Annotated in this window: 26 protein-coding genes; 8 read left to right on the forward strand and 18 right to left on the reverse strand. The window is 60.6% G+C overall.

The genetic code is table 11. From position 1 onward, the window contains the following. Position 1: 1 nt before the first annotated feature. On the reverse strand, positions 2–1,084 hold the full coding sequence (alr, locus tag ACHFB9_RS10185; RefSeq protein ID WP_417066902.1) for an alanine racemase: 1,083 nt from the start codon (positions 1,082–1,084) through the stop codon (positions 2–4). Continuing rightward, positions 1,077–2,003, reverse strand: coding sequence for a LysR family transcriptional regulator (locus ACHFB9_RS10190; protein ID WP_417066904.1), 927 nt, complete (start codon positions 2,001–2,003; stop codon positions 1,077–1,079). The genes alr and ACHFB9_RS10190 overlap by 8 nt, the downstream gene beginning before the upstream one ends. Before the next feature lie 238 nt (positions 2,004–2,241). On the opposite strand from ACHFB9_RS10190, the gene lplT reads away from it, so the two are divergent. Next, positions 2,242–3,492 (forward strand): lysophospholipid transporter LplT, encoded by a 1,251-nt coding sequence (gene lplT / locus ACHFB9_RS10195; protein WP_417066906.1) that lies wholly within the window; start codon positions 2,242–2,244, stop codon positions 3,490–3,492. A gap of 9 nt (positions 3,493–3,501) precedes the next feature. Here lplT and ACHFB9_RS10200 read toward each other — a convergent pair whose 3' ends face one another. The 10 genes from ACHFB9_RS10200 to ACHFB9_RS10245 form a co-directional block, all read right to left on the reverse strand. Continuing rightward, positions 3,502–4,308 carry a uracil-DNA glycosylase gene (locus ACHFB9_RS10200; RefSeq protein ID WP_417066908.1) on the reverse strand — a complete coding sequence of 269 codons (807 nt, stop codon included), beginning with the start codon at positions 4,306–4,308 and terminating at the stop codon, positions 3,502–3,504. Further along, positions 4,302–4,754 carry a ribosomal protein S18-alanine N-acetyltransferase gene (gene rimI / locus ACHFB9_RS10205; RefSeq protein ID WP_417066909.1) on the reverse strand — a complete coding sequence of 151 codons (453 nt, stop codon included), beginning with the start codon at positions 4,752–4,754 and terminating at the stop codon, positions 4,302–4,304. The genes ACHFB9_RS10200 and rimI overlap by 7 nt, the downstream gene beginning before the upstream one ends. Continuing rightward, on the reverse strand, positions 4,751–5,443 hold the full coding sequence (gene tsaB, locus ACHFB9_RS10210; RefSeq protein ID WP_417066911.1) for a tRNA (adenosine(37)-N6)-threonylcarbamoyltransferase complex dimerization subunit type 1 TsaB: 693 nt from the start codon (positions 5,441–5,443) through the stop codon (positions 4,751–4,753). Before tsaB ends, rimI begins: the two co-directional genes overlap by 4 nt. Before the next feature lie 43 nt (positions 5,444–5,486). After that, complete coding sequence (locus tag ACHFB9_RS10215) at positions 5,487–5,738, reverse strand: hypothetical protein (RefSeq protein ID WP_417066913.1); 252 nt, start codon at positions 5,736–5,738, stop codon at positions 5,487–5,489. Between the two features lie 339 nt (positions 5,739–6,077). After that, on the reverse strand, positions 6,078–10,094 hold the full coding sequence (locus ACHFB9_RS10220; RefSeq protein ID WP_417066914.1) for a pilus assembly protein: 4,017 nt from the start codon (positions 10,092–10,094) through the stop codon (positions 6,078–6,080). Positions 10,095–10,137: 43 nt separating this feature from the next. Then, positions 10,138–10,749 carry a pilus assembly PilX family protein gene (locus tag ACHFB9_RS10225; RefSeq protein WP_417066915.1) on the reverse strand — a complete coding sequence of 204 codons (612 nt, stop codon included), beginning with the start codon at positions 10,747–10,749 and terminating at the stop codon, positions 10,138–10,140. 30 nt (positions 10,750–10,779) lie between these two features. Further along, positions 10,780–12,024, reverse strand: a complete 1,245-nt coding sequence (locus tag ACHFB9_RS10230; protein WP_417066917.1) for a PilW family protein — start codon at positions 12,022–12,024, stop codon at positions 10,780–10,782. Further along, positions 11,958–12,389, reverse strand: a complete 432-nt coding sequence (locus ACHFB9_RS10235; protein ID WP_417066918.1) for a type IV pilus modification PilV family protein — start codon at positions 12,387–12,389, stop codon at positions 11,958–11,960. The genes ACHFB9_RS10230 and ACHFB9_RS10235 overlap by 67 nt, the downstream gene beginning before the upstream one ends. Before the next feature lie 2 nt (positions 12,390–12,391). Then, positions 12,392–12,934 (reverse strand): GspH/FimT family pseudopilin, encoded by a 543-nt coding sequence (locus ACHFB9_RS10240; protein ID WP_417066919.1) that lies wholly within the window; start codon positions 12,932–12,934, stop codon positions 12,392–12,394. Further along, positions 12,934–13,392 carry a type IV pilin protein gene (locus ACHFB9_RS10245; RefSeq protein WP_417066920.1) on the reverse strand — a complete coding sequence of 153 codons (459 nt, stop codon included), beginning with the start codon at positions 13,390–13,392 and terminating at the stop codon, positions 12,934–12,936. The genes ACHFB9_RS10240 and ACHFB9_RS10245 overlap by 1 nt, the downstream gene beginning before the upstream one ends. A gap of 53 nt (positions 13,393–13,445) precedes the next feature. Between ACHFB9_RS10245 and ACHFB9_RS10250 the strand changes: the two genes are divergently transcribed. From ACHFB9_RS10250 to ACHFB9_RS10280, 7 genes are read left to right on the forward strand one after another with little or no spacing between them, the layout of a single operon-like run. Next, positions 13,446–14,480, forward strand: a complete 1,035-nt coding sequence (locus ACHFB9_RS10250) for a GspH/FimT family pseudopilin (RefSeq protein ID WP_417066921.1) — start codon at positions 13,446–13,448, stop codon at positions 14,478–14,480. Then, positions 14,477–15,076, forward strand: coding sequence for a type IV pilus modification protein PilV (gene pilV, locus ACHFB9_RS10255; protein WP_417066923.1), 600 nt, complete (start codon positions 14,477–14,479; stop codon positions 15,074–15,076). The genes ACHFB9_RS10250 and pilV overlap by 4 nt, the downstream gene beginning before the upstream one ends. Next, the gene (locus tag ACHFB9_RS10260; protein ID WP_417066925.1) at positions 15,073–16,056 is read left to right on the forward strand and encodes a PilW family protein; all 984 of its coding nucleotides are present in this window, start codon (positions 15,073–15,075) and stop codon (positions 16,054–16,056) included. The genes pilV and ACHFB9_RS10260 overlap by 4 nt, the downstream gene beginning before the upstream one ends. 2 nt (positions 16,057–16,058) lie before the next feature. Next, positions 16,059–16,574, forward strand: coding sequence for a pilus assembly PilX family protein (locus tag ACHFB9_RS10265; protein ID WP_417066926.1), 516 nt, complete (start codon positions 16,059–16,061; stop codon positions 16,572–16,574). A 26-nt stretch (positions 16,575–16,600) separates the two neighbouring features. Then, positions 16,601–21,010: a pilus assembly protein gene (locus ACHFB9_RS10270; RefSeq protein ID WP_417066928.1), complete on the forward strand. Its 4,410-nt coding sequence runs from the start codon at positions 16,601–16,603 to the stop codon at positions 21,008–21,010. Positions 21,011–21,032: 22 nt separating this feature from the next. Next, positions 21,033–21,443: a type IV pilin protein gene (locus ACHFB9_RS10275; RefSeq protein WP_417066929.1), complete on the forward strand. Its 411-nt coding sequence runs from the start codon at positions 21,033–21,035 to the stop codon at positions 21,441–21,443. Further along, entirely contained in the window at positions 21,440–22,096 is a 657-nt protein-coding gene (locus tag ACHFB9_RS10280) for a hypothetical protein (RefSeq protein ID WP_417066930.1), read from the forward strand. Before ACHFB9_RS10275 ends, ACHFB9_RS10280 begins: the two co-directional genes overlap by 4 nt. Here ACHFB9_RS10280 and ACHFB9_RS10285 read toward each other — a convergent pair. The 6 genes from ACHFB9_RS10285 to lpxD are packed head-to-tail and all read right to left on the reverse strand — an operon-like array spanning position 22,086 to position 26,851. After that, the gene (locus tag ACHFB9_RS10285) at positions 22,086–22,874 is read right to left on the reverse strand and encodes a TrmH family RNA methyltransferase (RefSeq protein ID WP_417066932.1); all 789 of its coding nucleotides are present in this window, start codon (positions 22,872–22,874) and stop codon (positions 22,086–22,088) included. The two genes, ACHFB9_RS10280 and ACHFB9_RS10285, sit on opposite strands and share 11 nt — an antisense overlap. Next, positions 22,871–23,473, reverse strand: coding sequence for a ribonuclease HII (gene rnhB / locus ACHFB9_RS10290; protein WP_417066933.1), 603 nt, complete (start codon positions 23,471–23,473; stop codon positions 22,871–22,873). Before rnhB ends, ACHFB9_RS10285 begins: the two co-directional genes overlap by 4 nt. Then, positions 23,470–24,621 carry a lipid-A-disaccharide synthase gene (gene lpxB / locus ACHFB9_RS10295; RefSeq protein ID WP_417066934.1) on the reverse strand — a complete coding sequence of 384 codons (1,152 nt, stop codon included), beginning with the start codon at positions 24,619–24,621 and terminating at the stop codon, positions 23,470–23,472. The genes rnhB and lpxB overlap by 4 nt, the downstream gene beginning before the upstream one ends. A gap of 6 nt (positions 24,622–24,627) precedes the next feature. Then, positions 24,628–25,398 (reverse strand): acyl-ACP--UDP-N-acetylglucosamine O-acyltransferase, encoded by a 771-nt coding sequence (lpxA, locus tag ACHFB9_RS10300; RefSeq protein WP_417066935.1) that lies wholly within the window; start codon positions 25,396–25,398, stop codon positions 24,628–24,630. Continuing rightward, positions 25,395–25,832: a 3-hydroxyacyl-ACP dehydratase FabZ gene (fabZ, locus tag ACHFB9_RS10305; protein ID WP_417071368.1), complete on the reverse strand. Its 438-nt coding sequence runs from the start codon at positions 25,830–25,832 to the stop codon at positions 25,395–25,397. The genes lpxA and fabZ overlap by 4 nt, the downstream gene beginning before the upstream one ends. 5 nt (positions 25,833–25,837) lie before the next feature. After that, positions 25,838–26,851 carry a UDP-3-O-(3-hydroxymyristoyl)glucosamine N-acyltransferase gene (gene lpxD / locus ACHFB9_RS10310; protein ID WP_417071370.1) on the reverse strand — a complete coding sequence of 338 codons (1,014 nt, stop codon included), beginning with the start codon at positions 26,849–26,851 and terminating at the stop codon, positions 25,838–25,840. Positions 26,852–26,854: the final 3 nt, after the last annotated feature.

A 26,854-nucleotide genomic window follows, 5' to 3' on the forward strand; every position in this document is an offset into this window, starting at 1 on the left:
CTCAGGCTCCGAGCACGCTGACCGGAACTCGCGCCGCCAGAGCGCAGAGCATCTCGTAGCTGATTGTGCCGGCTGCGCCGGCTACCTCGTCCGCGGGCATCCCTCTGCCCCACAACACGACTTCGGAACCGATCCCGGCTTCTGGAAGATCGGTCAGGTCGCAGGCAAGCATGTCCATCGACACGCGCCCCAGTGTGCCGGTTCGCCGGCCATCGACGAGTATCGGCGTGCCGCTCTCCGCATGGCGCGGATATCCGTCCGCATAGCCGCAGGCAACGATGCCAACCCGGGTTGAGCGAATCGCGGTGAAGCGTCCGCCGTAGCCAACAGTCTCGCCGGCGGGCACTTGCTGAACGTCGATGATCCGGCTCTGCAGGTGCATGACCGGCTTCAGGCCCAGCGATTCGGCCGAGTGGCTTGCCGGCATCGGCGAGCAGCCGTAGAGGATGATGCCCGGCCGCACGCCGCCGCTGCGCACCGCTTCAGGAAAACGGATCAGCGCCGCCGAGTTCGCAACGCAATGCGGCATGTCAGCCGGAACCGCCGCCGAATCGAAGCGTCCGAGCGCCTCGCGGATACCGACGTCGTCGTCGGCGCGCGCAAAGTGCGTCATCAGCGTGATGCGTCCGACATTCGGGCAGGCTCGCAGGCGCGCGAACTGGGCCGCAGCCTGATCGGGGCGAAAACCCAGCCGGTTCATTCCGGTATTGAGTTTCAGGAATACATCGACCGGCCGTTCGACCTTGTCGAGCTCGAGCATACGGATCTGTCCCGGCTCATGGACCGCCAGGGTCAGGCCCAGCCGGGACGCCTCCGCCGCGTCGCCCGCCTCGAAACCACCTTCGAGCAGGACGATGGGCTGACGGATCCCGGCTTCGCGCAGCGCCGCAGCTTCCGCGAAATCGAGCATCGCATAACCGTCGGCGCAGTCGGCGATCGCCTCGGCACAGCGCAGCAAACCGTGACCGTAAGCGTTGGATTTGATCACTGCAAAAGCCGGAGCCTCTCCGGCATAACGTTTCGCCACCAGGTAATTGTGACGAAATGCGGCGACATCGACTGTCGCCGCAATAGGCCTAGGCATCGCGTTCGCTCCCTGCTTGCCGCTTCAAGTGTTCGATCGCGAAGTCGGCAAAAGTTGACACCACCCGCGAACGGAACTTGTCTTTCGGCAACAGAACGCTCAGGGTTTCATAGAGCGGCGGCTCAAGCGGGATTGACACCAGCCGGCCGTCGCGCACTTCCTTCTCGATCGAGGCGCGGGCAGCAATTGCGAACCCGACCCCCTGACGAACCAGATGCTTGATCGTCGTCAAACTGCCCAGCTCGGCAGTCACTTCCAGATTTTCGGATGGGAAGCCCCCAGCCCGAAAGAAATTTTCGGCCTGTTCGCGGATCGCAGCGCCCGGTTCACGGTCGATGAAGGGCAGCCCGATCAGGTCCTCGGCGCGAACCCGCACATGGCGTGACAGCGAGTGCCCCGGCTGCACGATCGCGAGGATCTCGTCGCGGCCCACCTCATGGCATTCGAGGTTGGGCTCGTCGCTAGCCGTTTCGACCAGCCCCAGATCGAGCTCCTTGGCCGCCACTCGCGTCTCGACCCACTCCGAGTTGCCACCGAAGACCCGGGGCACGACTTTCGGGTAGAAGTGTTTGAAACCCTCAAGCAGCGAAGGGAGCCAATAAGTTGCGATCGTCGGCGAAACGCCTATGGTCACGACGCCATTCGGATCCTGGGTCAGGCCGGCAACTTCGTCTTCCATCTCCGCGCTCATGCCCAGGATGCGTTCGGCGTAGGCGAGCACGATCTCCCCGGCCGGAGTCAGCGTGACCTTGCCGTAGCCGCGGTCGAGCAGACGGGTACTCAGGTGCTCTTCCAGCTGTTTGATCTGGAAGGTCACCGCCGGCTGCGTCATATACAGCGTTTCGGCGGCGCGAGTGAAAGAACGGTGCTTGGCTACGGCCAGGAAGACCTGGAGCCGTCGATCAGCCATGGTTGCCATAAAAAACTCCACAGAGGCTGCAAGTCACCCTCCCGCCGGAATGACGGAACAGGGGATCGCTCGCAAAGCGCGCCAATCGGCGCTGAGCCCGTAATCATGCAATGCCCGATTGCATCACAAAACGTCCTCCCCTGCCAGCGATGCACCCAGATGAACGACATGGGGAGCCGCGATTCGGTCTGTGCGGTCGTTCGTGTTATAAAGCCGGATCCCCTTGGGGTCTTGGAATAAGTGCAGGATGACACCTGGTTTCTACATCATCATGGCGGCGCAGTTTTTTTCTGCGCTTGCCGATAGTGCCCTGCTGATCGGGGCCATCGCAATCCTGCGCGACATGCAGGCACCGGACGCTTTCGAGCCCTTGCTGAAGATGTTCTTCACGGTCTCGTATGTGGTGCTGGCACCTTTCGTCGGCGCTTTCGCCGATTCGATGCCCAAGTGGCGCGTCATGCTCTTCAGCAATGCGATCAAGGTGCTCGGCTGCGCGATGATGTTCTCCGGCCTGCACCCTCTGGCTGCCTACGCAGTCGTCGGTCTCGGCGCAGCGGCCTACTCGCCAGCGAAGTACGGCATCCTGACCGAGCTGCTGCCTCACCGCCTGCTGGTCGTCGCCAACGGCTGGATAGAGGGCCTGACGGTCGCCGCGATCGTGTTCGGAACGCTGATCGGCGGAGCGCTGATCCAGCCCGGGGTCACCGAGCCCGTGCTCACCTTGAATCTTCCTCTGCTGAAGACTCCCGCTGAAGTGGCCATCGCGGTGATCGGTCTCTTCTATCTCGCCGCAGCGCTGCTCAATCTGAAGATTCCCGACACCGGAGTCGATCACAAGCCGCTGCACAACAACACGGCCTATCTGCTGCGCGAGTTCGAGCATTGCCTGAAACTGCTCTGGCGCGACAAGCTTGGCCAGATCTCGCTGTCGGTGACGACCCTGTTCTGGGGCGCCAGCGCCACGCTGCAATTCATCGTGATCAAGTGGGCCGAAGCGAACCTGAGCCTGGATCTCTCGAAAGCTTCAATGGTTCAGGGGGTCGTCGCGGTCGGCGTCGCCGTCGGCTCGGTTCTGGCGGCCAGGCTGATCTCGCTGCGCAAGTCGGTGCGCGTGATCGCGCTGGGCATCGTGATGGGCCTTGTCGTCAACGTGATGATCTTTGTCCACGACACCCACGTGGCAATGGGTCTGATGATCGCGGTCGGAGCGCTGGCCGGTTTCTTCGTCGTACCGATGAACGCGCTGCTGCAGCATCGCGGCCACATCTTGATGGGCGCGGGCCACTCGATCGCGGTCCAGAACTTCAACGAAAACCTGAGCATCCTCGCGATGACTGGACTCTATGCGCTACTGATCTGGGGCGGACTCTCGATCCACGCGATCATCGCGTTGTTCGGCCTCTTCCTTGCCGGGGCGATGTACCTGGTCAAGCGCCGTCACGAAACCAATCAGCGCGAACACGATGCGGTAGCTCAGCTCGACGACCGCATCTGCTGATCGCAGCGTTCAGAGTTCCGTTTTTCCTTCCCGCTGGATCCGTCGCGCGAAGCACAGGTCGGCCCAGGACTTGGCCTTGTCTGAGGGATTTCTCAGCAAATAGGCGGGGTGATAGGTCACGACGAGCGGAATCTTGCCGTAGTGGTGAAGCTTGCCGCGGGCTGCGCCAATCCTGACTTCCTGACCCAGCAGAGTCTGCGCCGCGGGCCGGCCCAGAGCGACGATCAAGCGCGGGGCGATCAGCTCGATCTGGCGAGAGAGCCAGGGGAAGCAGGCCGCGGTCTCGTCCGCTTCAGGAGTGCGGTTGTTCGGCGGCCGGCACTTGACCACATTTGCGATGTAAACGCCGCTGCCGCGAGCAAGCCCCAGTGACGCCAGCATCTGGTCAAGCAGCTTCCCCGCCCGGCCAACGAAAGGCTCGCCCTGCTCGTCCTCGTCCGCCCCCGGACCTTCACCGACGAAGAGCCAGTCCGCACCGACATCACCGACACCGAAGACGGCCTGCTTGCGCTGCGCACAGAGGCGGCACTGACGGCACTCCCGCACACCCGCCTCAAGCTCGCCCCAGCCCATCTGCGCGCACGCTGTCCCGGCGAGCGGGCGCGCAGGCGGCACGACCGGTGACGGCTCGGTGTGGGCGGGCGCGCCAGGCAGGGTCTGAAGAACACGGGACAGCGGAAGGGGCTCGGGCGCCATTGGCGCGGGAGACGGAACAGATTCGGCAAGCAGGACGGGTTCGGCCGCCTCTTCCTGATCCTGACGCAGACGCCAGACCGGACCGATTCCCAAAGCGTCGGCTGTACGGCGGTTCAACATCCGGAGAGATCCCGCTTCATCACCAAGGCATCCTCGCGCCCACCGCCGGTGGCCGGATAATAGGCCTTGCGCCGACCTATCGTCTCGAAGCCCAGACGCTGATAGAGCCGCAGGGCCGGCGCATTGCCGACCGCCACCTCCAGAAAGAAGCTCGCCGCGCCGCTCTGCGCCATCTGCTCGCAAAGCTGTTCGAGAAAGAAGGCCCCGAGCCCTTTGCGTTGTTCGGCACGGGCGATCCCGATGTTGAGCAGATGCGCTTCATCGAGCACCTGCATCACGACCGCATAGCCGAGCGCCTTCTGTCCGTCTTCGAGGATCCGGCACAGATGGCCCGCAGCGAGCGAGTCGGCAAACTGAATCTCGCCCCAGGCGAATTCGCGGATCTCGCGCTCACTGCGCGCCACCCATTCGAGATCCTCGCTGCGCATGGGACGCATCCGGGTCATGAGGATGCCTTTTGCGCGAGACGCTCGCGAATGGTCAAAGCCACATTGTCGCGGACATAGCTCAGTTCGACCTGGGCTCTATCCAGGCCACGGCCTTCGCGGCATTCGCGCTCAGCTTCCTTCGCCAGCGTTGCCGCGCGGGGCAGGCAATCGGCCAACGTGGCGTCGCAGGCCCCGGGGTTTTTGCTCCGCACGAGATCGCCGGCCACGACGCAACCGCTCCCGGCAAGAACCCAGCCCGCTCCCGGGAGAACGATGTCTCCGGGTGCGGAGCAGAGAACCGGGGCAATCTGACGGAGCCCAGTAGAGTCTCGTTCGAAGAGAGTCCAGTAGAGCTGACTCATCCGCGCGTCGAGCAGCACGCAAATACGTACAGCCTCGACCTGCAACGCGACCGCGCGCAACGAACAGACCGTCACCACCGGAAGAGCAAGCGCCTCGGCGAGACCCAGGGAAAGAGAGCAAGCGGTCCTGAGGCCGGTGAACGCACCCGGGCCACGACCAAAAGCGATGCAGTCGAGGCTCTTCACCCCCTCTTCGAGCCCACGGCAGAGCTCGTCGGCGACTCCGAGCAGATTGCCCTGACGCCGGACCTGCTCGGCCGTCCCTTCCCACTCCACCAGCGCATCCCCTGTCAGCAATGCAACGGAGACGGTTTCGGTGGACGATTCGATCGCAAGAATGTTCATCCGCCAATTCTACCGGCAAGCGCAACGCGCCGGTAGAACGCGCTCAGCCTGTCACCGCATCCGCACGTTCAGGCGCAGAAATCCTGATCAGCCAGCGACAAGCAACCGATACTCCATCGACTTTCCCCGGTGCTATCTTCGCGCGGGTCATCACTGCCGCCAGCCAGCCGTAGTCCATCGCGCCCAGCGCGGGCCTCAGCACCTCTATCCCGCTCACCTTGCCATCCCGGGAGACGAGGATGGCAAGATCGATGTCACCCAGCTCCCTCAGGCGCTCGGCATCGGCATCGGACATCGTCAGCTCTTCGAGGAAGTAAGGCCCCTCGGCAAGCTCAGCCCCAGTTCCCTGCTCTGCGGTTTGATCCCGGATCTGAGCCTCCTCCTGTTCCGGCTCGATTTGAGACGAAGGCGACGGAACAGTCCGACTATTACCGGCAAAAACGGGAGCAGGAGTCCCTTTGCCGCGGTCAAGGGGGACAAGCTTGACGGAAACGCCTCCCCGCCCCAATGCGCCCAGCCCCCCTCCCCCTACAGCCCGGCAAGTCAGCAGCAGAGCACCATGGATCGCGAAGGACAAGGCAAAGGCGGCGGCCAACCGCCTTTTTCCGAAGAGACACACAGGCAAGACAGAGGCCTAGTTCAGGATCTCGCGCCAGTTGACGCGAACACCCTTGCCATAATTACGCCCGAAGCTGCCGGACAGAGCCTGAATCTGCCCTCCCGCGGCGGTCGGATCCCCGGTCGTCAGGATTGCGCGAATCTTGCCCGATGCATCCTTGACGAACTGAACCTTGACCAGATAGCTGCTCGACGACAGATACTCGACCGTCACATTGTCGATCGTGATCCGCGATTTCCCGGTATCGTACTCGGCAGCGTAGGTCTTGCTTGCAGCGCCGGGAGAGCATACATCGGTACTGGGCAGATAGGCAGTCCAGGAAACGACGCCTTCGTTGGCGACGATGGACGAAGTGATCTTCTCGGAGGAAGAGATCAACTCGTAGTACCAGCCCATCGGATAATTCAGATCCTTCGCATAGCCGAGCAGAAGATTAGTGTTCTTGACCATCTGGGAACGCGTGATCGGGAATGAACCATTCGTTGGAAGGCTGGATTGATTGCTGGCAGCCGGCGAAGGGCCGTAGGCCCGGGTGCGCGACCCATCGCGGAAGGCATAGAAGCTCTGCTGATTCGCCGTCACCAGATCCGAACTGGCGAGCAGTTTCCCGGTTCCGATGAATACCCAGCGATCCTTCGCGTTGTCGCCAATTTCAATGCGCGGTTCCACAGTGACCGGCTGAGCTGTTCCTGACGAATCCGCGAGCGTCGCAAACTTGAGCGGCGAAGGGTAAGAACCCGAAGAGGCGGTCAGATCGAAGCGCCAGACGTTCCCGAGCAGATCCCCCCCATAGACATAGTCGAGCGTGAAGTCAGCCGAATCCTGGATGAAGGCGGCCGGGTGGGCAAATCCACTCGGGGAATCCGCGCTCCCCGCTCCGGTTGAAATTTTCTCAATCAGAGCCCCGGTTTTCGCATTCAGGACATACAGGAAGCCCTTGCCACGGTGGGTCGCATCGGAACCATCCACATTGTTGTAACCCGATGAGAGAATTACGACCCAACCATCACGCTTGGTCTTTGCGATAACCGGACGTCCAAAGGAAAACCCCATGTCTTCATCGGAAAATTCCCAAAGCACTTTTCCGGCCAGCGTCGCCTCGGACGTGATAGCGGAAGGCTGGGTCACATCGATTGCAAAGTAGCCCCTTCCGCCTTTACCAAGGCCGCCGACCAGAATTGAATGCCAGTCGCCGCCCGCGGATGGCGTTGCCCCCAGAGTGCGCGAGAAGTCGACATCCCGGACATAGGGAGTCTGATCGACGTAGTATTTGTGGATGAATCCCCCCAGAGCCGAACGCGCAGCAAGGCCATCAACCGATGGCGTTGCCGTTGTCGACGGCCCCCGGAGCACAAAGCTCGGGATGTACGCCCACTTTTCCATTCCTCCGTCGACTTGAGTCGCACTGACGTCGCCGCTGAACGCGTGAAGCATTCCATCGTTGGCGCCAACATAGACACGCGGTGCGCGCGCAATTCTCGTGAAGGTCGAATAGCCCGGATTGTAGGCATCCTTGTATGTTGCATCGGGACCCGCCACGACAGTCGCTTCGGAAGAAACGATATCCCCGAGCAGGTGAGGACGAATTCGATAGAGAGTGCCCTCGTTGCTCTTGTCGCCACGCAGATAGTTGAGCATTTTCAGCTGGTCGGTCGCCGTCGCCCCCAGATAGTTTTTCTGAACCGAACTCAGACTGTCGAGCCGGAAAGGCACCCCCTTGATTGCGGTCGTCAGAGCCGGATTCGTCGTCGCAATAAGCCGCCCGGTATTCCAGAATGCACTGTCCGTCGCCTGACCATCGAGCTTGGCCTGCGCGCTCCAGACATTGCTCACGAGAGGGGTTCCGCTCGAATCGACCGTAATCGTATTGCCGAGCACATCGCCACTCCAGTCCTTGGAATTGTACTTGACCGTATAGGCTCCCGCGCTGGTTGACTGAAAGTTGATCGAACTGAGCGATGCGCCGGCCGAAGACAGGCTCTTGGAAAGAACGGCTGTAAAGATCGACTTCAGCGATGAGATCATCGTATCCGGCCGATCCCCGGTGAAATAGTTATCCGGCCGCTTGCCGCCATTGGTCACCCCCATCGTGCTCGTGACTGCATCGGTGAATGCATCGCTATTCGTGTGCCAGGTCGAGTCACTCGCTGGAATGCCGTTCGCGTTGATGTCATCAAAACCGCCATACTTTGCCGCGAGCCACATTTGGTTATTGACTTTGCCCTGTCCTCCCGACTCACGAACATCCATCCAGAAAGTCTGAGCGGTCTGCTTGCCCAGCGTCCAGGGCTTGTCCGGGTTATCGATCAGGATGTCGTTCGTGTTCGCCCAATAGGCGAGCCCGGCAACATGAAAAGAAGCGGACCTCCCCGGCGAATACGATCCGAGAAAAGTAGCTGAATAGCCTTCGCGCTTACCGACCAGATCGGTTAGCTTTTTGGCATTGAGATTATCCGGATCGTCCGTTATGGCTCCGCCCATCGGGTGCCCAGAATACCCGGCGAGCGTGTTCCCTGGAATATCGACATCGGTGTGGGTGTTGGTATCTGCGATGCCGACAAAGTTGCTCCGCTGGCAGGAGTACTGAACCGGACGCAAGGGCCGGCTCGACTCCTCGTTCGATTCATCGACGGGTGTCGTGATGATGGGAAAGCCGTCATACATCGCCGTGGTCAGGCCCGAAACATAGCCCGCGGCCGGCCCAAGATTGCGCAGAGCCCGCAGTCCTGCGTAGTAGAGTTCGCTCAGCGTATCGTAGCTCACATAGCCGTTCGCCTTGCCAAACTTGTTCAGATAGTTGATGACACCGCTCTGCACCACGCCATGAGCGCTTGCTGCCGCATCCGCAGAATCCGGATTGGCGACATAAACGCCATAGGCATCCCATTCAGCATTGGAATTGCTCGGAGCGGCTCCACTGGGAACCGCGAGGGTTGGCCCCACAGATTTCAACCTCGCCCTGAGCACGCCCTTGGGGTGAGTCTGCGTCGTATCGAACTGGTACGCCGACACGCCATAGCGCATCCGACTGGCATTCTTCTGAATCAAACCGGTCGGCTTGTAGTCCTCAACATCGCCAGAACCGGTTCTTACTAGCCCGTAATCCGTACAAGGCATGTAATCCCCATCGGCCGAGTATTCGAGACCCCCCGGCGCAGAAGCGTTGCAAACCTCGACGCGAACAAGATAGGTGTACGTATAGTTCGTACCCGACGTGGCGGGAAAACTACTGCTGTTTGAGATCTGCATCACCCGACCACGGGTATTGGTATCGCTCCAGGGATTCAGTTCGGTTCCGCCGTTGGTCACGCGGACATAGAGATTGGACCAAGTAAATGGAGTGACACTGCTCACTCCGACCGCGGGGATAGACGAACCGCCGGCGGAAATACTGGAGTTGCTGATCCATTTGACAGGAAACTGGTCATGACCGCCGGTTCCGACATGCCGGGTCTTTTCGACTACAGTCTGCGTCGACGTATCGATCACCCGATCCCCGCCGGTCAGCGCAAATCGAAACTCATCCAGCGCATGCATCGTTGCCCAGTTCAGGAAATTTCCACTGAACGCGCTCGAGCATCTGTGCCTGCTCGTTCCGGAGCCAACCGCACTCGGCTTGAAATACTCGGTAAGGACCGCGGTCGAGCTGCGAGCGCCCCCCGGAGCGATTGGCTTGTTCGGATCTGTTGAGGTATCCGACTTATAAACATAGCAGCGCTCGGGATCAAAGTAGCCGATATAGCGCCGGCTCTCGAAATAGCAGGCGCCAACTCCGGTGCTCGGACGCCCTGGACATTCAAGGCCGGTCACGGTGCTGACATTATCGCTATAGGCTGCGACTACGCCGGTCGGCCACTCGACCGACAAGGTCAGCATCATGTTCGGAGGAACATTGTTCGTCACGAACATTGGCTGATCGGAAAGGTCTGTTGCCGCCGCGAAAGCCGGGGGCGCGGAAGTCATGCCCAAGGCGGCAGCCAGAAACACAAGCTCTACGCGCACAAATCTGATCAGCAAGGACAACAGTCGCATGATCATTCTCCTAGAATCACTTTGACCTCAAAGCCGGACAGCCTCAGGGGCGGAAGATCACCTGCACATAGCTGACCGTGCTCCGCGCACCATCAACCCGAGCGGTCACGCGCAGCAGAGGCACGGCCTCACTACCGGTGTGTTTGTCTGAATCCGTTTGCGCTGTCGTCGAAACCGACGCGACATTGCAGTTCGTTTCGGTCGGCGCTCCGCTCGCCGAGCAACGCCTGTCGATCACATAGCGAACCGTCTCCCCCGTCGTCGTCGTCATCTGACATTTCGGGTATTTCGCATCAAAGGAGCTCGCAGTCAGCAGGATGTTGGGAATGCCACGCAGATCAGAACCATCCGTCGCATCTGCAGCCTTGCCATTGAAGCCGGTCGACCGATAGCAATTGTCCGCGCTATCCGAATTCGCACTCGTCGCCCCCGACAGAGCCCCAGCCGGCGAGCTCGTCGAATCAAACTTCCCCATAGCTGCACTGACTCCGTATTCCGCGGCCATCACGGTCCGCAGCTTGAAGGCCATGTTCCCGGCCGTGATGTTCGCGGTATCGACCGAGCCCATCAGCGCAACAGCGGACAGCGCCAACAGCACGATCGCCATCAACGCAAAGATCAACACGATGCCGCTCTGGCTTCTATAACTGCGCATGATTCACCCAATTCTTCCGTTGCGAAGTCTTCAGTTTCGCGTCATGTTCGTCATCTGCCGCAAGGGAATCGTTAAATCGAATACCTTGTAGCGGTAATAACGATCGGGCACCGTAATCTCGATCGAGGCCGCATCGGAAAACAGCGTCAGCTTCTCGGGCGAGACTTCCGTCTTCTCGCGCTGTGAATTCCTCGCCACAACCGCCAGACGCAATGCCCTCATTCTCAAAATCGTATCGGCCACCAGGTTGCCCGCAGCCCAGTCCCCTTCCGGTTTGACCCAGGACGAGACGACAGGATTTGTCGCAGAATCGGCCACTCCATATAGCGCCTTGAGCGCCACGACGCCATCGGAGAGGCTCTGCATCGAATTGGCCAGCATGTCGTAGCTGAGCAAGGCATCGCTGCTCACACCATCACTCCCCACAGTGAACGCCAGAAAGTGGGGGCTCGGCCCCAGATCGGCGACCAGGGAACTCTTCGTATAGGAATTGAAGGCGGAAGCCCCCGTGTATTTCATCCCGGTTCCCGTTAGCGAAACCGTCGAATAGATCACCTTGACGCCATTCTCGGTGTATTCCTTGTCTTCAATGCTGACCGCTTCGGCGATATCGCAGCTCGCCGAACCCGCCACCCGATCCTGATCGACCCCCAGCAGCAGATCGTGCTGCGTAACGCTCGCTGAATCGGTTATTTCATTGATCCCCATTTTGGAGGCGAAGGCGACCTTGCTCAGACTTCCGCTGCCGATCAACGTCGGCGACAAAGCCTTGGCGATCGACGGATGCTGGCCGGACATCACGATGATCGTGTCGATGGCGTCCCCCTGCTTGACGATGACCGGCGAGAGCAGAAGATTGAAATCGATCACCGTCTTGAAAGGCTCCGGATAGGACGAGCTTGCATTGCTGCCCTCCGCGTCCGTCCCCATCACCAGCGCACCACTGCGGTAGACATTGAGCGGGCAACCGAACGCGTTGGAGATCGTCGCAAAGTTCGATCCTCCCATCCGAATGTAGCGCTCCAGCATCAAGCCCGAATAGGCGCCGTTCTGTTGTGCATCGTCCCCGCCGGTCGTTGTCCGTTTGTACGCTTCGCTGGCCACCATAACCTGCGTAATCGCGAGCACGGTCACCAGCGCAACCGCCATGCCCACCAGCAGATCGACGAGGGACGCCCCCCGCTGCACGCATCGCAATGACTTATCCATCATTTCGAATCCAGAATCGATGTCACAACATACTTGCGAATCGCCGAATCGTTCTTCGCCTGCCACTTCAGGGTTATCGTCACCTCACTCGAATTCGCGGTTCCGAATACGACGGAAGGCTCAGCCCCGGTGATCTTTGCCCCTGGCAACACCGCGTAGACGCGATCGTCGCGCCACTTCTTGAAAGCGTCGCCATCAGGAGAGGCAAAACTCGTTTTGCGCCCAACCTCGTCGGACACCTGCATTTGCGCAACCAGAGAGTCAACCAGAAAGGCTGCATCGGTACGGAACTTCGCTTCGGTCGAGTTCTTGATCGACGCCGCATACATACCGACCAGCCCGAGAATCCCGAATGAAAAGATGAACACCGCAACCAGGGCTTCGAGCAGAACAACACCGGTTTGGCGAATGGCACAATTCTTCCTGATCATGATCATTCTCCGCATCCAGCCGGATCTCCCGAGCCTCTTTTCGGATCGCACATTCTCAGCTTTCCCCCCGTTGAAACGAGGATGCGCAGACAGCGCACATCGCCGCCATCGGTTTCGCATTTGCCGCTCGCGTTGCTGATATTGATCTGCCCCGAGTTTGCAAGCGTCGTTCGCCCCAGACCATTGAAAGTCACGCTGGCAAAGTCTGAACTGATGTCAACTCCCGCGCCTCCTGCGTCACCATAACCGGCACGCAAAGCCGCACTTCCCGCACAGACAACCCAGTTGCGCCCACTTGTCTCGGCCGTTGATGCGCAGCCCGGAGTCGCCGCCGAGGTAAACCTCAACTCGACGTTGGCATTGCGTTTCGCCGCCTCCATCTTCGCGAAGCGCAGTCCGTTCTGCACCGATTCGGCGACCGTCCTGACCTTGACATTGCGCGTCCACTGCACGAAAGCCGGCATCGCCATCGTCGTGGCAATCGAAAGGATCACGATCACCGTCATCAACTCGATCAACGAGAAGCCCCGCGCAAGAGTCTTCATCAGTAGCACTCTCCGCCCTTTTTGGCGATCCAACAGCTATCGCTCGTTATTCCCCAGGAAGTTGCCGTCGTCGACTTCGCATTCGTATCGGTCACCTTATAGGTGAAACCGGAAACCGAGTCCTTGCCGGTCGCGGTCAGCGTGTAGGTCTGTGTGCCGCCGTCATCGACCGCGGCACAGGTATAGGTGAAGTACTTGCCGGTCGGCATCGCGATGCCACAGGTCGTTCCGGCCGCCGCATCGGCATAGCGACTGTTGTCCTGGTAGTACTGTTCGAGCTTGATCCGCAAATCCGACAGCGTGCTGAAGGCTTCGGGGAGCTTGCTGCGCAGCACATAGTCCGAATAGCTCGGCAGCGCAATCGCCGACAGGATCGCCACGATCGCAAGGACGATCATTACCTCGATCAGCGTAAAGCCATGGTTCAAACCCGGCCAGCCCTTTTGCCCCGTCATCATGCAGCCCCCATCGTCTCCGGTGAGCAGAGCCGCTCACACTCTCTGAATGTTTAGTGACAAAACGCTGGCTGCGCCATCCACAAGAGAACCCATCCGACGAAAGGCCGCGCAAATGCGATGAACGCAGAAAAACAGTCTCACGCAGAAGCAGACACGACAGACAAATAGAAAATGTGATTTCAAACAAATTCATCACGCGCAGCTTCAGTCAGGTGCCGCCTTGGCTGCGCGACAAGGCTCCAACTCTTTTAGCAAAGAGATCAAAGGTCGACTTAAAATTTACAGAAGTTTCAAAAACATTTTTTCAGCCCCCCCCCCCGCAGGCTGCACCCTCTGCCGATCGCCTCGCCGCAACGGCACCAGTGCGGCTTCCGCGCCACATCGAGCTCAACGTTCAGCCAGAACGAAAGATCGAAATCAGCAAAGACGAGGAAAACACCGCTCATCCCCGCGAGTCCTCCGTTCATCTGAAATGCATAGCCCCGCCCCGAACTGCCCATGAAAATCGCCCCCAGCACAAGGGAGGACACACCATGGCGCAAGAGCGTCTGCGCGACGAGCTCGGTTTCACGCTGATCGAACTGCTGGTCACTATCGCCATCGGAGCGATCGTCGCCGCTTTCGCGCTGCCCAACCTGAGAAACACGATCCTGATCAACCGGGTAGCCGGCACCAACATGAGCCTGCAGGCGGATCTCGCCTATGCGCGCAGCGAAGCGGTGAGGACAGGCAAAAACATCATCGTCTGTCCCGCCGACGTACTTAGCGGAAGCACACCGACCAGCTGTGGCGGAACGGCAGACTGGTCGAAAGGCTGGATCGTCTTTGCCGATGCCGATCGGGGCGACGACAAGGATGATTCAGAAACAATCCTTCGCCAGCGGGCGCCGGAGAAGAACATCACGATCACCGGCACGGCTTCCGATGTCGCAAGCACCCCCTTCCTGATCAAGGCCACCCCGAACGGGGAGTTCCCCCGGTACGGAGCAATCAAAGTTTGCGGCAACGGTCTCGCCTCGTTTGATGTCAGCATCCAGATGAGCGGCAACATCCGCTCTGCCGCTTCCTCTTCGACGAGTTGCCCATGAAACCCGATTCCGAAGAACGAAAGTTCGCAATGAAAGCCGCTGCGCAGAACAAATACCTGAACCGAGCCAAGGGCATGATCCTGCTCGAAAACCTGGTCTCGATGCTGCTGATCTCATTCGCACTGCTCGGCATGGCCGGACTGATCATCAAAACCCTGAGCCGCGAGAAAGAGTCTGTCTATCACTCGCTCGCCGCCGTCCAGGCTCAGGACATTGCGGAGAGGATGAGGGCGAACAAGTCCGCCTTCACCGCGGGGACTTATCTGTCGAAACTGAACGCGACAGACACCGCGCCGGCTTCGCAGTCCTGCTCGGCAGGCGGCTTTGGCGCGGCAGCGACCCCTGCAGCCTGTACGACGGTCAAACTCGCCGAAGATGACGCCTACTCCTGGCGGCAGTGGATCGCCAAGTCGCTACCGGGAGGGATAGGAATCGTCTGCCAGGACGACTCGCCCGACGACGGCACCATTGCCGCCCCGGCCTGTGCGGGCGGCAGCAAGGTCGTGGTCAAGATCTTCTGGCGCGATAAAAAGAACGGCGGCCGAGCGACCGACTCGACCGACACTCAACGCTTCGTGATGGTATTTCAACCATGATCAGTCATCGCATCCGAAACCACGGTTTCACCCTCGTCGAATTGATGGTCGCGATGGTCGTCGGACTGCTGATCTCCGGCGTCGCGATCGCCGTCTTTGCGATGACCAAGAACACCTCCCGGATCGGCGATGCGCTGTCCCGCTACCAGGAAGGTTTCCGTTTCGGCACTCAGGTCATGTCGCGCGACATCCGGATGGCGGGCTATTTCGGCTGCAACTCAACGCTCAACCACCAACCCGCCGATCTGATCAGTGGAACGGTTGACGACACGCATTACACCGGTGCCATCAAAGGCTATGGCGGCACTGAGAGCATTGCGACGCTGACCAACCGGGTTTCGGGAACCGACGCGCTCCGCATCCAGTTCGGCAACGCCGAATCGCATCGCCTCAGCGAAGCGATGACAGACAAGAGCAGTGAGGTCAAGCTCAACAAGACCTCGGATTTCAAAGCAGGCGACAGTGTCGTGATCGCCGACTGCTCAGCCGCATCGTCCTTCAAGCTTACCTCCGTGGAAACAGCGGGTAGCGTAACCACGCTGGAGCACACCACCGCATCGAACAGCTCGGCCGAGCTTGCCAAGAAGTTCGACACAAGCGCCGAAGTGTATGCCCTGGAAACGACCTACTTTTATGTCGCCCAGAACGGAGAACGGCACCTTCTGATGCGCAAGATCCTGCGCGGCTCGACGATGACGGAAGAGGAAATCGCCGACGGCATCATGGATTTAAAGCTTCTCTACGGAATCGATACGGACAGCGACACGCAGCCAAATAAATATGTCAAATCCACCGACGTGACAAACTGGAACACGGTCAGCGCGGTTCGCCTCTGCATGATCTCCCGTAGCGAAAACGACAATCTCAGCAGCAAGGCGCAGAAGTATTACGACTGCAGCGGAACCCAGGTAACGGCCAGCGATCGCAGGCTTTACGCTCCGGTATTCCTGACGATTTCTCTGCGCAACCGGACGAACTGACCATGTCCAGATCCGATAACAAATTTCCTTTCCGCGAAAGTCAAAAGCAGGCCGGTTTCTCACTGGTGGTCGTGCTGGTTTTCATGATGGTGATCATGATGCTGGGCATCACCGCGATGCAGGCAGCGGGACTTCAGGAGAGAATGGCAAGCCACAGCCGCGATCGCGCGATCGCGCTCCAGGCGACCGAGACCACGCTGCGAGAAGGCGAAGCAGCGACCCGCGAAATCTCCGCTTTCGACGGCGACTCGTCCTGCACCAATGCCTTCTGCTCCACCGGAAACGCGCCGGATCTCTATAGCTATACTTGGGACGATGCAAAATCGGCGACCGCGAGCAGCTCCGAGCTGAGCGCCACCCTCGCCACCTCTCCCCGCTATTTCATCGAATACACCGGACTGATTCCGAACCCGGGCAGCGGCGGTCCGGCCAAAACCTTCCGCGTCACGGCCCACTCGACGGGCCAGAACAGCAGCACGATCGTCACTCTTCAAAGCGCCTTCTATCCCGTCAAGTGATACGGGACATCCGGCTGGGGTTCTCCATGACATTTCAAATCAGATTCTTCCAAAAAGCGGCTCTGGGCATCGCGCTGGTGGCTCATCTGTGCGTACCGCTGACCGCAACAGCCTCACAGCTAGTCCTTCCGGACGAACCACTCTTCACGTCCTACACGGCCTCGCCGATCGTGATGCTGGATATCTCGCGAGATCACCAGCTCTTCTACAAGGCCTACAACGATTACACGGATCTGAACGGAAACGGGACGCTCGATTCGACCGAGACGACCTTCAACAACAGTTTCCTTTACTACGGCTACTTCGATCCGACCAAGTGCTATTCGTATGCGAACAGCAAATTTTCTCCTGCCACTGCGGGCGGAGGTAGCACAGCCCCCAGCAGCTGCAGCGGCAACTGGAGCGGCAACTTCCTGAACTGGGTCTCGATGTCCCGCCTGGACATCATGAGAAAAGTGCTGTTCGGCGGCTTGCGATCTTCCGAAACGAGCAGTTCGACGGTACTCGAGAGGGCAACGATCCCGACCGATGCCCACTCCTGGGTCAAGTACTACACGGGCAGCAATCTCGGGAATTTCACCCCGTTCACGAGCGCCAACAACCCCAATGGGGTTTCCTTCTGCAACACCAGCTATGCGACCACAGGCAAGTCCCATTCGACCACCGCCGCACCGGTTTTCCGCAGAGCCAGCGGGGACTACCGGAACTGGACATCGAACGAACTCAAGCAATGCTATTGGAAAGGCGACTACTCGACCACGTTCAACCCGAGCAGACCGAGCAGCGATGCCGAGTTCACCGTCCGCGTCGACGCCTGTGTCAGCGGCAAGATAGGCACTGAAAACTGCAAATCCTACGACGGAACAAATTACAAGCCGATCGGTTTACTCCAGAAATATGGAGAACGGGCCGGCACGACCTCCGATTACCGCCCGCGGATCTACTTCGGCTTGATGACAGGTTCCTATGTCAAGAACATCTCTGGCGGCGTGTTGCGCAAAGCGGCGACGCTTCCGCTGTCCAATACGGGCGATACGACAAAGGACGAGATCAAGGCCTCAGATGGAACCTTTACCGGCAACGACGGGATCATAAAGACCATCTCCAAACTGAGGATATACGGATACAACTACGATTCCGGTCTTTACTTCGGAGGCAGTGGAGAATCCGACTCCTGCAATTACCAGCAGACCGGAATCGTCAGCGACGGGACAGGCCAGAACCAGCAGGGCAAACCTGCGAATGAAGGCAACTGTGCGAGCTGGGGGAATCCGATGTCGGAAGTCTACATCGAATCGCTGCGCTATCTGGCGGGCAAGACCCCGACCAGCGCTTTCCTCTATAGCGGAACGAGCAATGCAGACAGCCGGGTCGGCCTGTCCACTCCCGCCGATTGGGGCAGTGGCCCGCTGACCAAGGACAATTACTGCTCGCCGCTCAACGTATTGATGTTCAATGCATCGGTATCCTCATTCGACAGCGATCAGGCCAGCACGCCCTTCACATCCCTCAAGGGATCCCCCAACCTGAGCAAATGGACCGATAGCGTAGGAAGCGGAGAGGGGATCAGCGGGACCTCGGCTTTCGTCGGACGAATCGGCGGGAGCGGTTCAGACGAAGGCATCTGCACGGCCAAGACCGTCTCGTCGCTGAGCTCTTTCTCCGGAATCTGTCCTGAAGCCCCCAGCCTCTATGGCAGCTATTTCATGGCCGGGGCTGCCTATTTCGCACACACCAATGCGATCCGCGACCGTATCTCGGGGGCCAACGACTCCTCGACCCCCTATACGGTCAAAAGCTACGCAGTCCAGATGGCCACCAACGTTCCCCGGATCAAGATCCCCGGAACCAATGTCGTGATCCAGCCCGCCTATTTCTTGCAATACGGCAATAACGGAACGGGAACGATCGTTGACTTCCGGATCAAGACTCTGCCGACGGCCACGGGAGGAAAGTTCGAAATCCTCTGGGAAGATAGCAACCAAGGTGGCGACTATGACCAGGACGTCCGGGGCACGATCGAATACACGGTCTCTGGTTCTACGCTGACAATTTCGACGCAGGTAACTTCCGCGTCTACCGCCCATGCCCAAGGCTTCGGGTACACGATCTCCGGAACGGACAAGGATGGCGCGCACTTCCACTCCGGAATCTATGGCTTCAAGTATTCCGACTCGGCTTCGAGCGCCTGCGCTTCAGGGTGCAATGACTCGACATCTTCGAACTCTGCAGGACCAGTCACCACGGCCACCTATACGATCGGCAACGGTAGCGGCGCCAAAGCGCTCGAAGACCCGATGTTCTATGCCGCGAAATGGGGCGGCTTCGACGCAACAGACAGCGTAACGACCCCCTCCAGCGCCTCTTCCTGGGACAAGCTCAACAACACGACCGGCACAGCCGGTGCAGACGGCCTGCCCGACAACTACTTCTATGTGACGAACCCGGGCATCCTCGAGGCCTCTCTCGATCGCGCGCTCTCCGGCATCAGCGACACGACCGCCGGTTCAGCAGCCTCTGCGAGCACGGGAACCCTGCAGACGGGCACCAGCATCTATCAGGGCCTATTCACTCCCAAGAGCTGGACCGGCGATCTACTCGCATATTCTCTCGATCCATCCTCACTCGCACTGACTCAGAGCTGGAGCGCTGCAGCGCAGCTGGGTAGCAAAGCGGCGACCGACCGGGTCATCCTCACGACGAGCACCACGACGACGACCGACGCGGGAGGCAATACGAGCACGACGCGCAGCGGCACTCCGTTCCGCTGGACCAATATCGGCGCCGCGCAGAAAACCGCTCTGGGCTATGACAGCGCTGTCACCGGCAGCGAAACCACGGCACAGAACCGGCTCAGCTATATCCGCGGCGACGCGAGCAACGAAGGGGCGGACAGCGGCAAGTTCCGCGTCCGCACGACCAAGCTCGGCGACATCGTCGACTCAAACCCGGTCTATGTCGGCAAGCCCGCCGGTCAATACAATTCGACCGACCGTTTCCTGAGCGCCTACATGAATTCGGATTTCCTGACATTCCGAACGAACAACAAGAGCCGCACTCCGGTCGTCTATGTCGGAGCGAACGACGGCATGATGCACGGCTTCAACGCGACGACTGGCGCCGAAGTGCTCGCCTATGTTCCCAGTCAGGTCTATGGCGCCATCGCGACGCTGAGCAACCAAGGCTATAACAGCAGCCACAAATTCTCGGTCGATGGCTCCCCGGAGGTCGCCGATGCGCAGATCGGCGCAAACTGGAAGACCGTGCTGGTCAGCGGCCTGAGGAAAGGCGGAAAAGGCATCTTCGCTCTGGACGTCACTAATCCCGCAAACTTTACCGAAGCCAATGCCAGCTCGCTGGTTCTCTTCGAATTCCTCGACTCCGACGATAGCAGCGGCGATCTGGGTCACATCTATGGCAACCCGGTCATCGCGAAGATGGCCAATGGCAAGTGGGCCGCGATCTTCGGCAATGGCTACAACAGCACCAGCGAGAAGGCGGTTCTCTATATTGTCTTTCTGAAGGCCAGCGGCGGAAGCTGGGCCGCCACCGACTACGTCAAGCTCACCGCAGAAACGGGAGGCTCGAACGGTCTGGGGCCGGTCACCGCTTTCGACATCGATCTGGATGGCGTCCCCGATGCGATCTATGCCGGCGACCTGAAGGGAAATCTGTGGAAGTTTAACGTGGCGAGCACCGATCAGAGCAGTTGGTCGGTCGGACTCAGCGGTTCGCCGCTGGCCATCGCCTGCTCGGCCAGTCCGTGTACCACCAGCAACCGTCGCCCGATCACCAGCGCTCCGGCCGTGACCTGGCACCCGAACGACACCAGCACGACACTGGTCTATTTTGGCTCCGGACGCTACCTGACCAGCGGCGATGTAACCTCGTCGCAGACCGACGCGATGTACGGTGTCTGGGATAAGGACATCGCGACAACGCGTGCAGATTATCAGTCCCAGACCATCAGTGCGGGCACGGATGACGGCACGCGCACGGTCACCAATGTCGCGATCACCTGGGGCTCTGGCGCAGGAAAGAAAATGGGCTGGGTCGAGGACTTCCCGCAAAGCGGTGAGAGGCAGACCGGTACGATCACCGTGCTCGGCGGTACGGTCTTCTACAACACCTTCCTGCCCAACACCAATCTCTGCGACTGCGGCGGAACCGGCTATCTGATGGCCGTCTCCTATCTGAACGGCGGGCTGACTTCAGGGGCTTTCTCGGGCCAGGCTTCCAGTGTCGTCGGAGTTTCGGTCGGCGGCGTGCTGGGCGGCAGTGCGATCCTGCCTCCGGGCAAGGACGGCACCAGTGCCGCCGTCAGCAATACGACAAAGCCTTCCGACCCGACCCAACCCAAACCGGTTACGACCAAGCTCAATGGCAACGCACTGGGTGGCACGCGGATAAGTTGGCGAGAAGTGATTCAGAAGTGAGGAGGCTCCCACGGGAGTGAAAATGAACATGAAGAAAAACGGATTTACGCTGATCGAAATAATGGTTGTGATAGCGATCGTCGGTATTTTGACGGCGATCGCTCTGCCCAACTACCTCGAGCACGTCAAGGCCGGTCATCGGTCCGAGGCAAAGGCCGATCTGACCGAACTGGCCCAGTTCATGGAGCGCTATTACACCGAGAACAACAAGTACTCCGGGGCAACGACCAGCTCATTGCCATTCTCCCAATCGCCCCGTTCCGGAACAGCCTACTATTCCGTGAGCTTGACGACCGCAGATGACAAGCCGGACACCTTCACACTGACCCTGACTCCGACCGGAACAATGGACGGGGATCGCTGCTCGACCCTGGCTCTGGATCAGTCCGGCGCATTCACGAAAGGGGCGAGCGCGCAAGCGAACTGCTGGTGAGAACTCCTGCATTCCCGAAGGAAGATCGCCGGCTCACTCTCGCTTTCTTCCTCGCGGTTTCGTTGCATTTCTTTGCGCTGCTCTCGGGTCCAGCTGAACATCACGGACAAACGGGCAGCACAAAGCTTTCCGCTCGTCTGAATCCGCTTCAGACGAGACGGCCAGCAGAGGCCAGCCACGACGATCGTCAGGACGCCCCCAAGCCCCCCTCCCATGCGCCGTCCGATGCCAAGGCGGCTGAACTCAAGCCTACGCCGGAAAGCCGTGACACTTCCGCGCAGGGGAAGCGGAGCATCGCGATTCCAGGGCTTCCCGCCCCCTACTTCTCGCCTCTGGATCTGACCCAGAGCCCAAGCTTTGGCGAGGACATCCCGGAGTTCCTTCCGCTTGCGATCAGTCAGAAGGAAGGCCGGGTAATCCTGGTGATCTACCTCGACGAGAACGGAGTCATAGACCGGGTGGAATCGTCGAGCGAAGGGGCGGAAATGAGCGGTGCGGTCCGCTATCTTGAGCAGCTGGTCCGCTCAACCCCAATCAAGCCAGGAGAGATCGACGGCGAGCCCGTACGCACGCGCTGGGTCATCGAATTCTCGATCAGTCCGGGAAGCGACGACACTGTCGGCCCTTCCGCATCCGCTCCGCTCAGCCGCTGAGCGATCCCGCGCGCTGGCGGCGCTGCTCGAACAGACAGATCGCCGCAGCGGCCGCCACGTTCAAGGATTCGATGCCTGGCTGCATCGGGATGTGCACACCAAGCTGGGCGAGGTGCGCGACCCCCTCGCTGACTCCCTGCCCTTCCGAGCCGAAAACCCAGGCCACGGGAGGAAGAAGATCGAGGGCGTAGAGATCGGTCGCGCCGTCCAGTCGCGTCGCGGCGATCCGGCCGCGATAGCGCCCGAGTTCATAGGGCAGGTCGGCGACTTCGTGGATCGCAACGCAGAAGTGCGCGCCCATCGCGGCGCGCAGCACTTTCGGGCTCCAGGCCTGAGCGCATCCCGGCCCGAGTAGCACCTGATCGATTCCCGCCGCGGCGGCCGTGCGCATCAGCGTCCCGACATTCCCGGCATCCTGGACTCCGTCGAGAACCAGCCAGTCGCGCAGCGGATCCGGGGCGTGCTCCGGTGCCTCGGGCGCAAACAGGGCCAGCAAGGCGTGGGACGGATTGGCGGAACTGAGGCTAGCCATCAACGCCGGATCGAGCAGGCGGCACACAGCCTCGGGAAGGTGTGCGAGCAAGGCCTCGATCTCTGCGACCCGCTCCCCCGCGCTGGCGAAGACGGCGCGCAAGGAGCAATCGTGTTCGAGCGCTGCGCGGACGAGATGCGCGCCTTCGAGCACCGTGAGCTCATCGCTGCGGCGCGCGCGCGCGGAATCGATCAACAACCGGAGGCGCTTGAATTCAGCATTGTCGCGGGACGAGATCAGCTTCATTCGAACAATCGCCCCTGGGCGAGCAACTCGCGAACCGGCCGGTAGCTGCGCCGATAAAAGTCAGGAACACCATGAAGGCGCAAGGCCTCCAGGTGCTCGGCGGTCGGATAGCCCTTGTGGCGCGCCAGGCCGAACTGGGGGTAGCTGCGATCGAGTTCGCGCAGCTGCCTGTCCCGCTCGGTCTTCGCGAGGATGGAGGCAGCCGAGATCTCGGCAACGAGCGCATCACCCTTGACGATGGCCTGGACCGGTAGCGCCAGCGTCGGGCAGCGGTTGCCGTCGACCCAGACCTCAGCAGGCGCGATCTTCAGCGCCTCGACGGCGCGACGCATCGCAAGCATCGTGGCCTGCAGGATGTTGAGGCTGTCTATCTCGGCGGCGCTCGCCTCGGCGATCGCCCAGCAGAGCGCATGTTCGCGAATCTCTTCGGCGAGCGCTTCGCGCCGGTGCTCGGAGAGCTTCTTTGAATCCTTGAGACCGGCGATCGGGTGCACTGGATCGAGGATCACGGCAGCCGCGACGACCGCTCCGCACAGAGGCCCCCGACCGGCTTCGTCGACTCCGGCGAGCAGACCAGCGCTTCGTTCGGGCAGCGTCATGGCCGCCCCGCCAGCATCGCGAGCACGACTTCAGCCGCGCGGCGTGCGTTGTCGCGAGCCAGCGTCTTGTGCAGCGTTTCGAAGCGATCGATCAGCAGCCCGGTCGCCGTCGAATCACCAAGCCAGTGGGCAAGCGCCTCGGCCATCTTCCCGGGCTCGCAGTCGTCCTGCAGCAGTTCGGGAACCAGAGCCTCGCGGGCAAGGATGTTGGGCAATGAAACCCAGGGCAGATACATCAGGCGCTTGAGTATCCAGTAGGAGAAGCGCGAGATCCGATAGGCGACAACCATCGGACGCTTGAGCAAGGCGGCTTCGAGCGCCGCGGTTCCGCTCGCAAGCAGCACGGCGTCGGCGGCGATCATCGCCAGGTGCGAATGACCGATCATGATCGTGATCCGGGTGTTCGCATCGAGCTGGGCGGAGGCGATCGCCTGGGCGAGTCGATCCCGGGTTTCCCGGCTCAGCACGGGCGCGAGGAAACGGATATCGGGAAAGCGGCCCGCCAATATCTTCGCGCAAGACACGAAATGGTCGGCCAGCGCCTCGACTTCCCCGATCCGGCTCCCCGGCATCAGCGCGACGACTGCGCTCTCCGCGGGCAACCCCAGCTGCGCACGCGCCCCCGCCTTATCCGGGAAAAGCGGAAACTCATCAGCCAACGGATGACCCACAAAAGTCGCGGCAACGCCATGTTTCGCGTAGAGCTCAGGTTCGCAGGGGAAAAGGCACAGCACATGGTCGGCCGAGCGCTTGATTTTCCTGGCCCGCCCTCCCCGCCAGGCCCAAATCGACGGGCTGACATAGTGAAGCGTCCGGATTCCGCGCTTCTTGAGGCGGCGCTCAACGCCCAGATTGAAATCAGGCGCATCAATGCCTATGAACAGATCGACGTCCGCGTCCACGATTCGGCGCAGCAGATCGCGCCGGATCGCGAGCAATTCGGGCAGACGGCGCAGCGCATCGCCAAAGCCATTGACGGCCAGGCGCTCGCTGTCGTGCCAGGCGACCAGCCCCTCTTCGCGCATCTGCGCCCCGCCAATGCCGAGGAAACGCGCGTCAGGCAGCCTGGCCTTCAGAGCGGCGATCAGGCGAGCGCCCAATTGGTCGCCCGAAGCCTCTCCGGCGACCAGCGCTATCGTGACAGCCATGACTGTTCAGCGGACGATGCCGCGCCCCGGCGTCGCAAGAAACTCGACCATCTGGACGAGTTCAGGCACTTCGGCGGCGAGGGTGGCGATTTCCTGGCGAGCTTCGTCGAGAGTCTGTCCCTTGCGGTACAGGGCCTTGTATGCGCGTTTGATCGCGGTGATCGCCGAGGACGAGTAACCGCGACGGCGCAGGCCTTCACTGTTGATGCCGTGAACTTCGGCCGGGCTGCCATTGCACATCACGAAGGGCGGCAGATCCTGCACCAGGATCGTCCCGCCGCCGCACATGCTGTGCGCGCCGATGCGCGTGAACTGGTGAACAGCGGTCATGCCGCCCAGGATCACCCAGTCACCGACATGGACGTGCCCCCCAAGGGTCACATTATTGGCCAGGATGGTCCGGTCACCGAGCACACAATCGTGACCGACGTGGACCGAGGCCATGATCCAGTTGTCGTTGCCGATCCGCGTCACACCTGCATCCTGGGCCGTACCGGTGTTGAAGTTGCAGTACTCGCGAATCGAGTTGCGGTCGCCGATTTCGAGCCGGGTCGGCTCGCCTGCATACTTCATGTCCTGAGGACGCTCACCGAGCGAGCAGAACTGATAGATCCGGTTGTCCTTGCCAATCCGGGTCAGCCCGGTGATCACGACATGCGGTCCAATCCAGGTTCCGGCGCCGATCTCGACGCCTTCCCCAATGACGGAAAAGGGGCCGATCTCGACCCCTTCCGCTATCTTCGCATCGGGATGGATGATCGCAGTTTGATGAATCATGCAAGCCTCTTGAAGAAGCACATCAGATCGGCGGAAGCGGCGACTTCACCGTCTATCGAGGCCGTGCCGCTGTACTTCCACAGATCACCCTTGTTCTTGACCAGGCGCACGTCGAAGATCAGCTGATCGCCCGGCAGAACCGGCCGCTTGAAACGGACATTGTCGATGCCGGCGAAGTAAGCGACCGTATTCGCATCAGGCTTCACGTCGCGCGTCTTGTACGACATCACCGCGGCGGTCTGGGCCATCGCTTCGATGACCAGAACGCCCGGCATCACCGGGTGATGCGGGAAGTGACCGGTGAAGAACTGTTCGTTGACTGTGACGTTCTTGAGTGCCTTGATCCGTTCGCCGGGAACGAGTTCCAGTACGCGGTCGATCAACAGGAAGGGGTAGCGGTGCGGCAGGTATTGCATCACCTCGCCGATGTCCATGGTAATCAAACTTTACTCTCCAGTTCTGAGATCCGCTTTTCCATCTCCCTGAGCCTCGCCGCCATCGCGTCGAGATGCCGGAAGTGGGCGGCACTCTTCATCCATTCAGCGTGCTCCATGCCGGGCATCGCCGAAGTGTAAATTCCCGGGGTCGTGATCGACTTGCTGACCAGAGTCCGGGCCGAAACGACCGTATCATCGGCGATGTCGAGGTGGCCGCTGATCCCCGCCTGGCCACCGACCATCACCCGTGCGCCGATATGCGCGCTGCCGGCAACACCGACGCAGCCCGCCATTGCCGAGTGCTCGCCAATATGCACGTTATGGGCGATCTGGACGAGGTTGTCGAGCTTCACGCCCTTGGCGATGATCGTATCGTCAAGCGCACCGCGATCGACGGTCGTATTGGCGCCAATCTCGACGTCATCTCCGATCAGAACCCGCCCGATCTGCGGAATCTTGACCCAGGCCCCGGTGCGCTCGCGCGCATAGCCAAAGCCGTCGGCGCCGATCACGACACCGGCGTGCAGGATGCAGTTCGCCCCGATCACGCAGTCGTGATAGATCGCAACCTGTCCGACCAGCCGCGTATTCGATCCGATCCGCACCCCGGCATCGACCATGCAGCCCGGTCCTATCGTCACGTTCTCGCCGAACTCGCAGTCCGGACCAACATAGGCGAGTGGGCCGACGCGGGTCGAGGAAGGCAGCTCGGACTCGACGACAGCCCCCGGGTGAACACCTTCAGCCTGCTCGGGCGCAGGGTTGAGCCACTGGGCAAGGCGGGCGTAATACAGGTAGGGGTTATCGCAGACGATGCGCGGCAGCGCGGTCAAATCCATGGCGTTCTGCGCCAGGATCACCGCTGCAGCCCCGGTCTTCTCGAGATCTCTGCGGTGTTTGACCGAAGCGAGGAAGGCGATTTCGCCTTCCCCGGCGGATTGAAGGCTGCCGATCTGACGAATCTCGACCGAACCATTGCCTTCGACTCGCCCCCCGAGGCGGGAGGCGATCTCCATGAG

This window comes from Niveibacterium terrae, from assembly GCF_048213115.1.
In the GTDB taxonomy this organism is placed as follows: domain Bacteria; phylum Pseudomonadota; class Gammaproteobacteria; order Burkholderiales; family Rhodocyclaceae; genus Niveibacterium; species Niveibacterium terrae.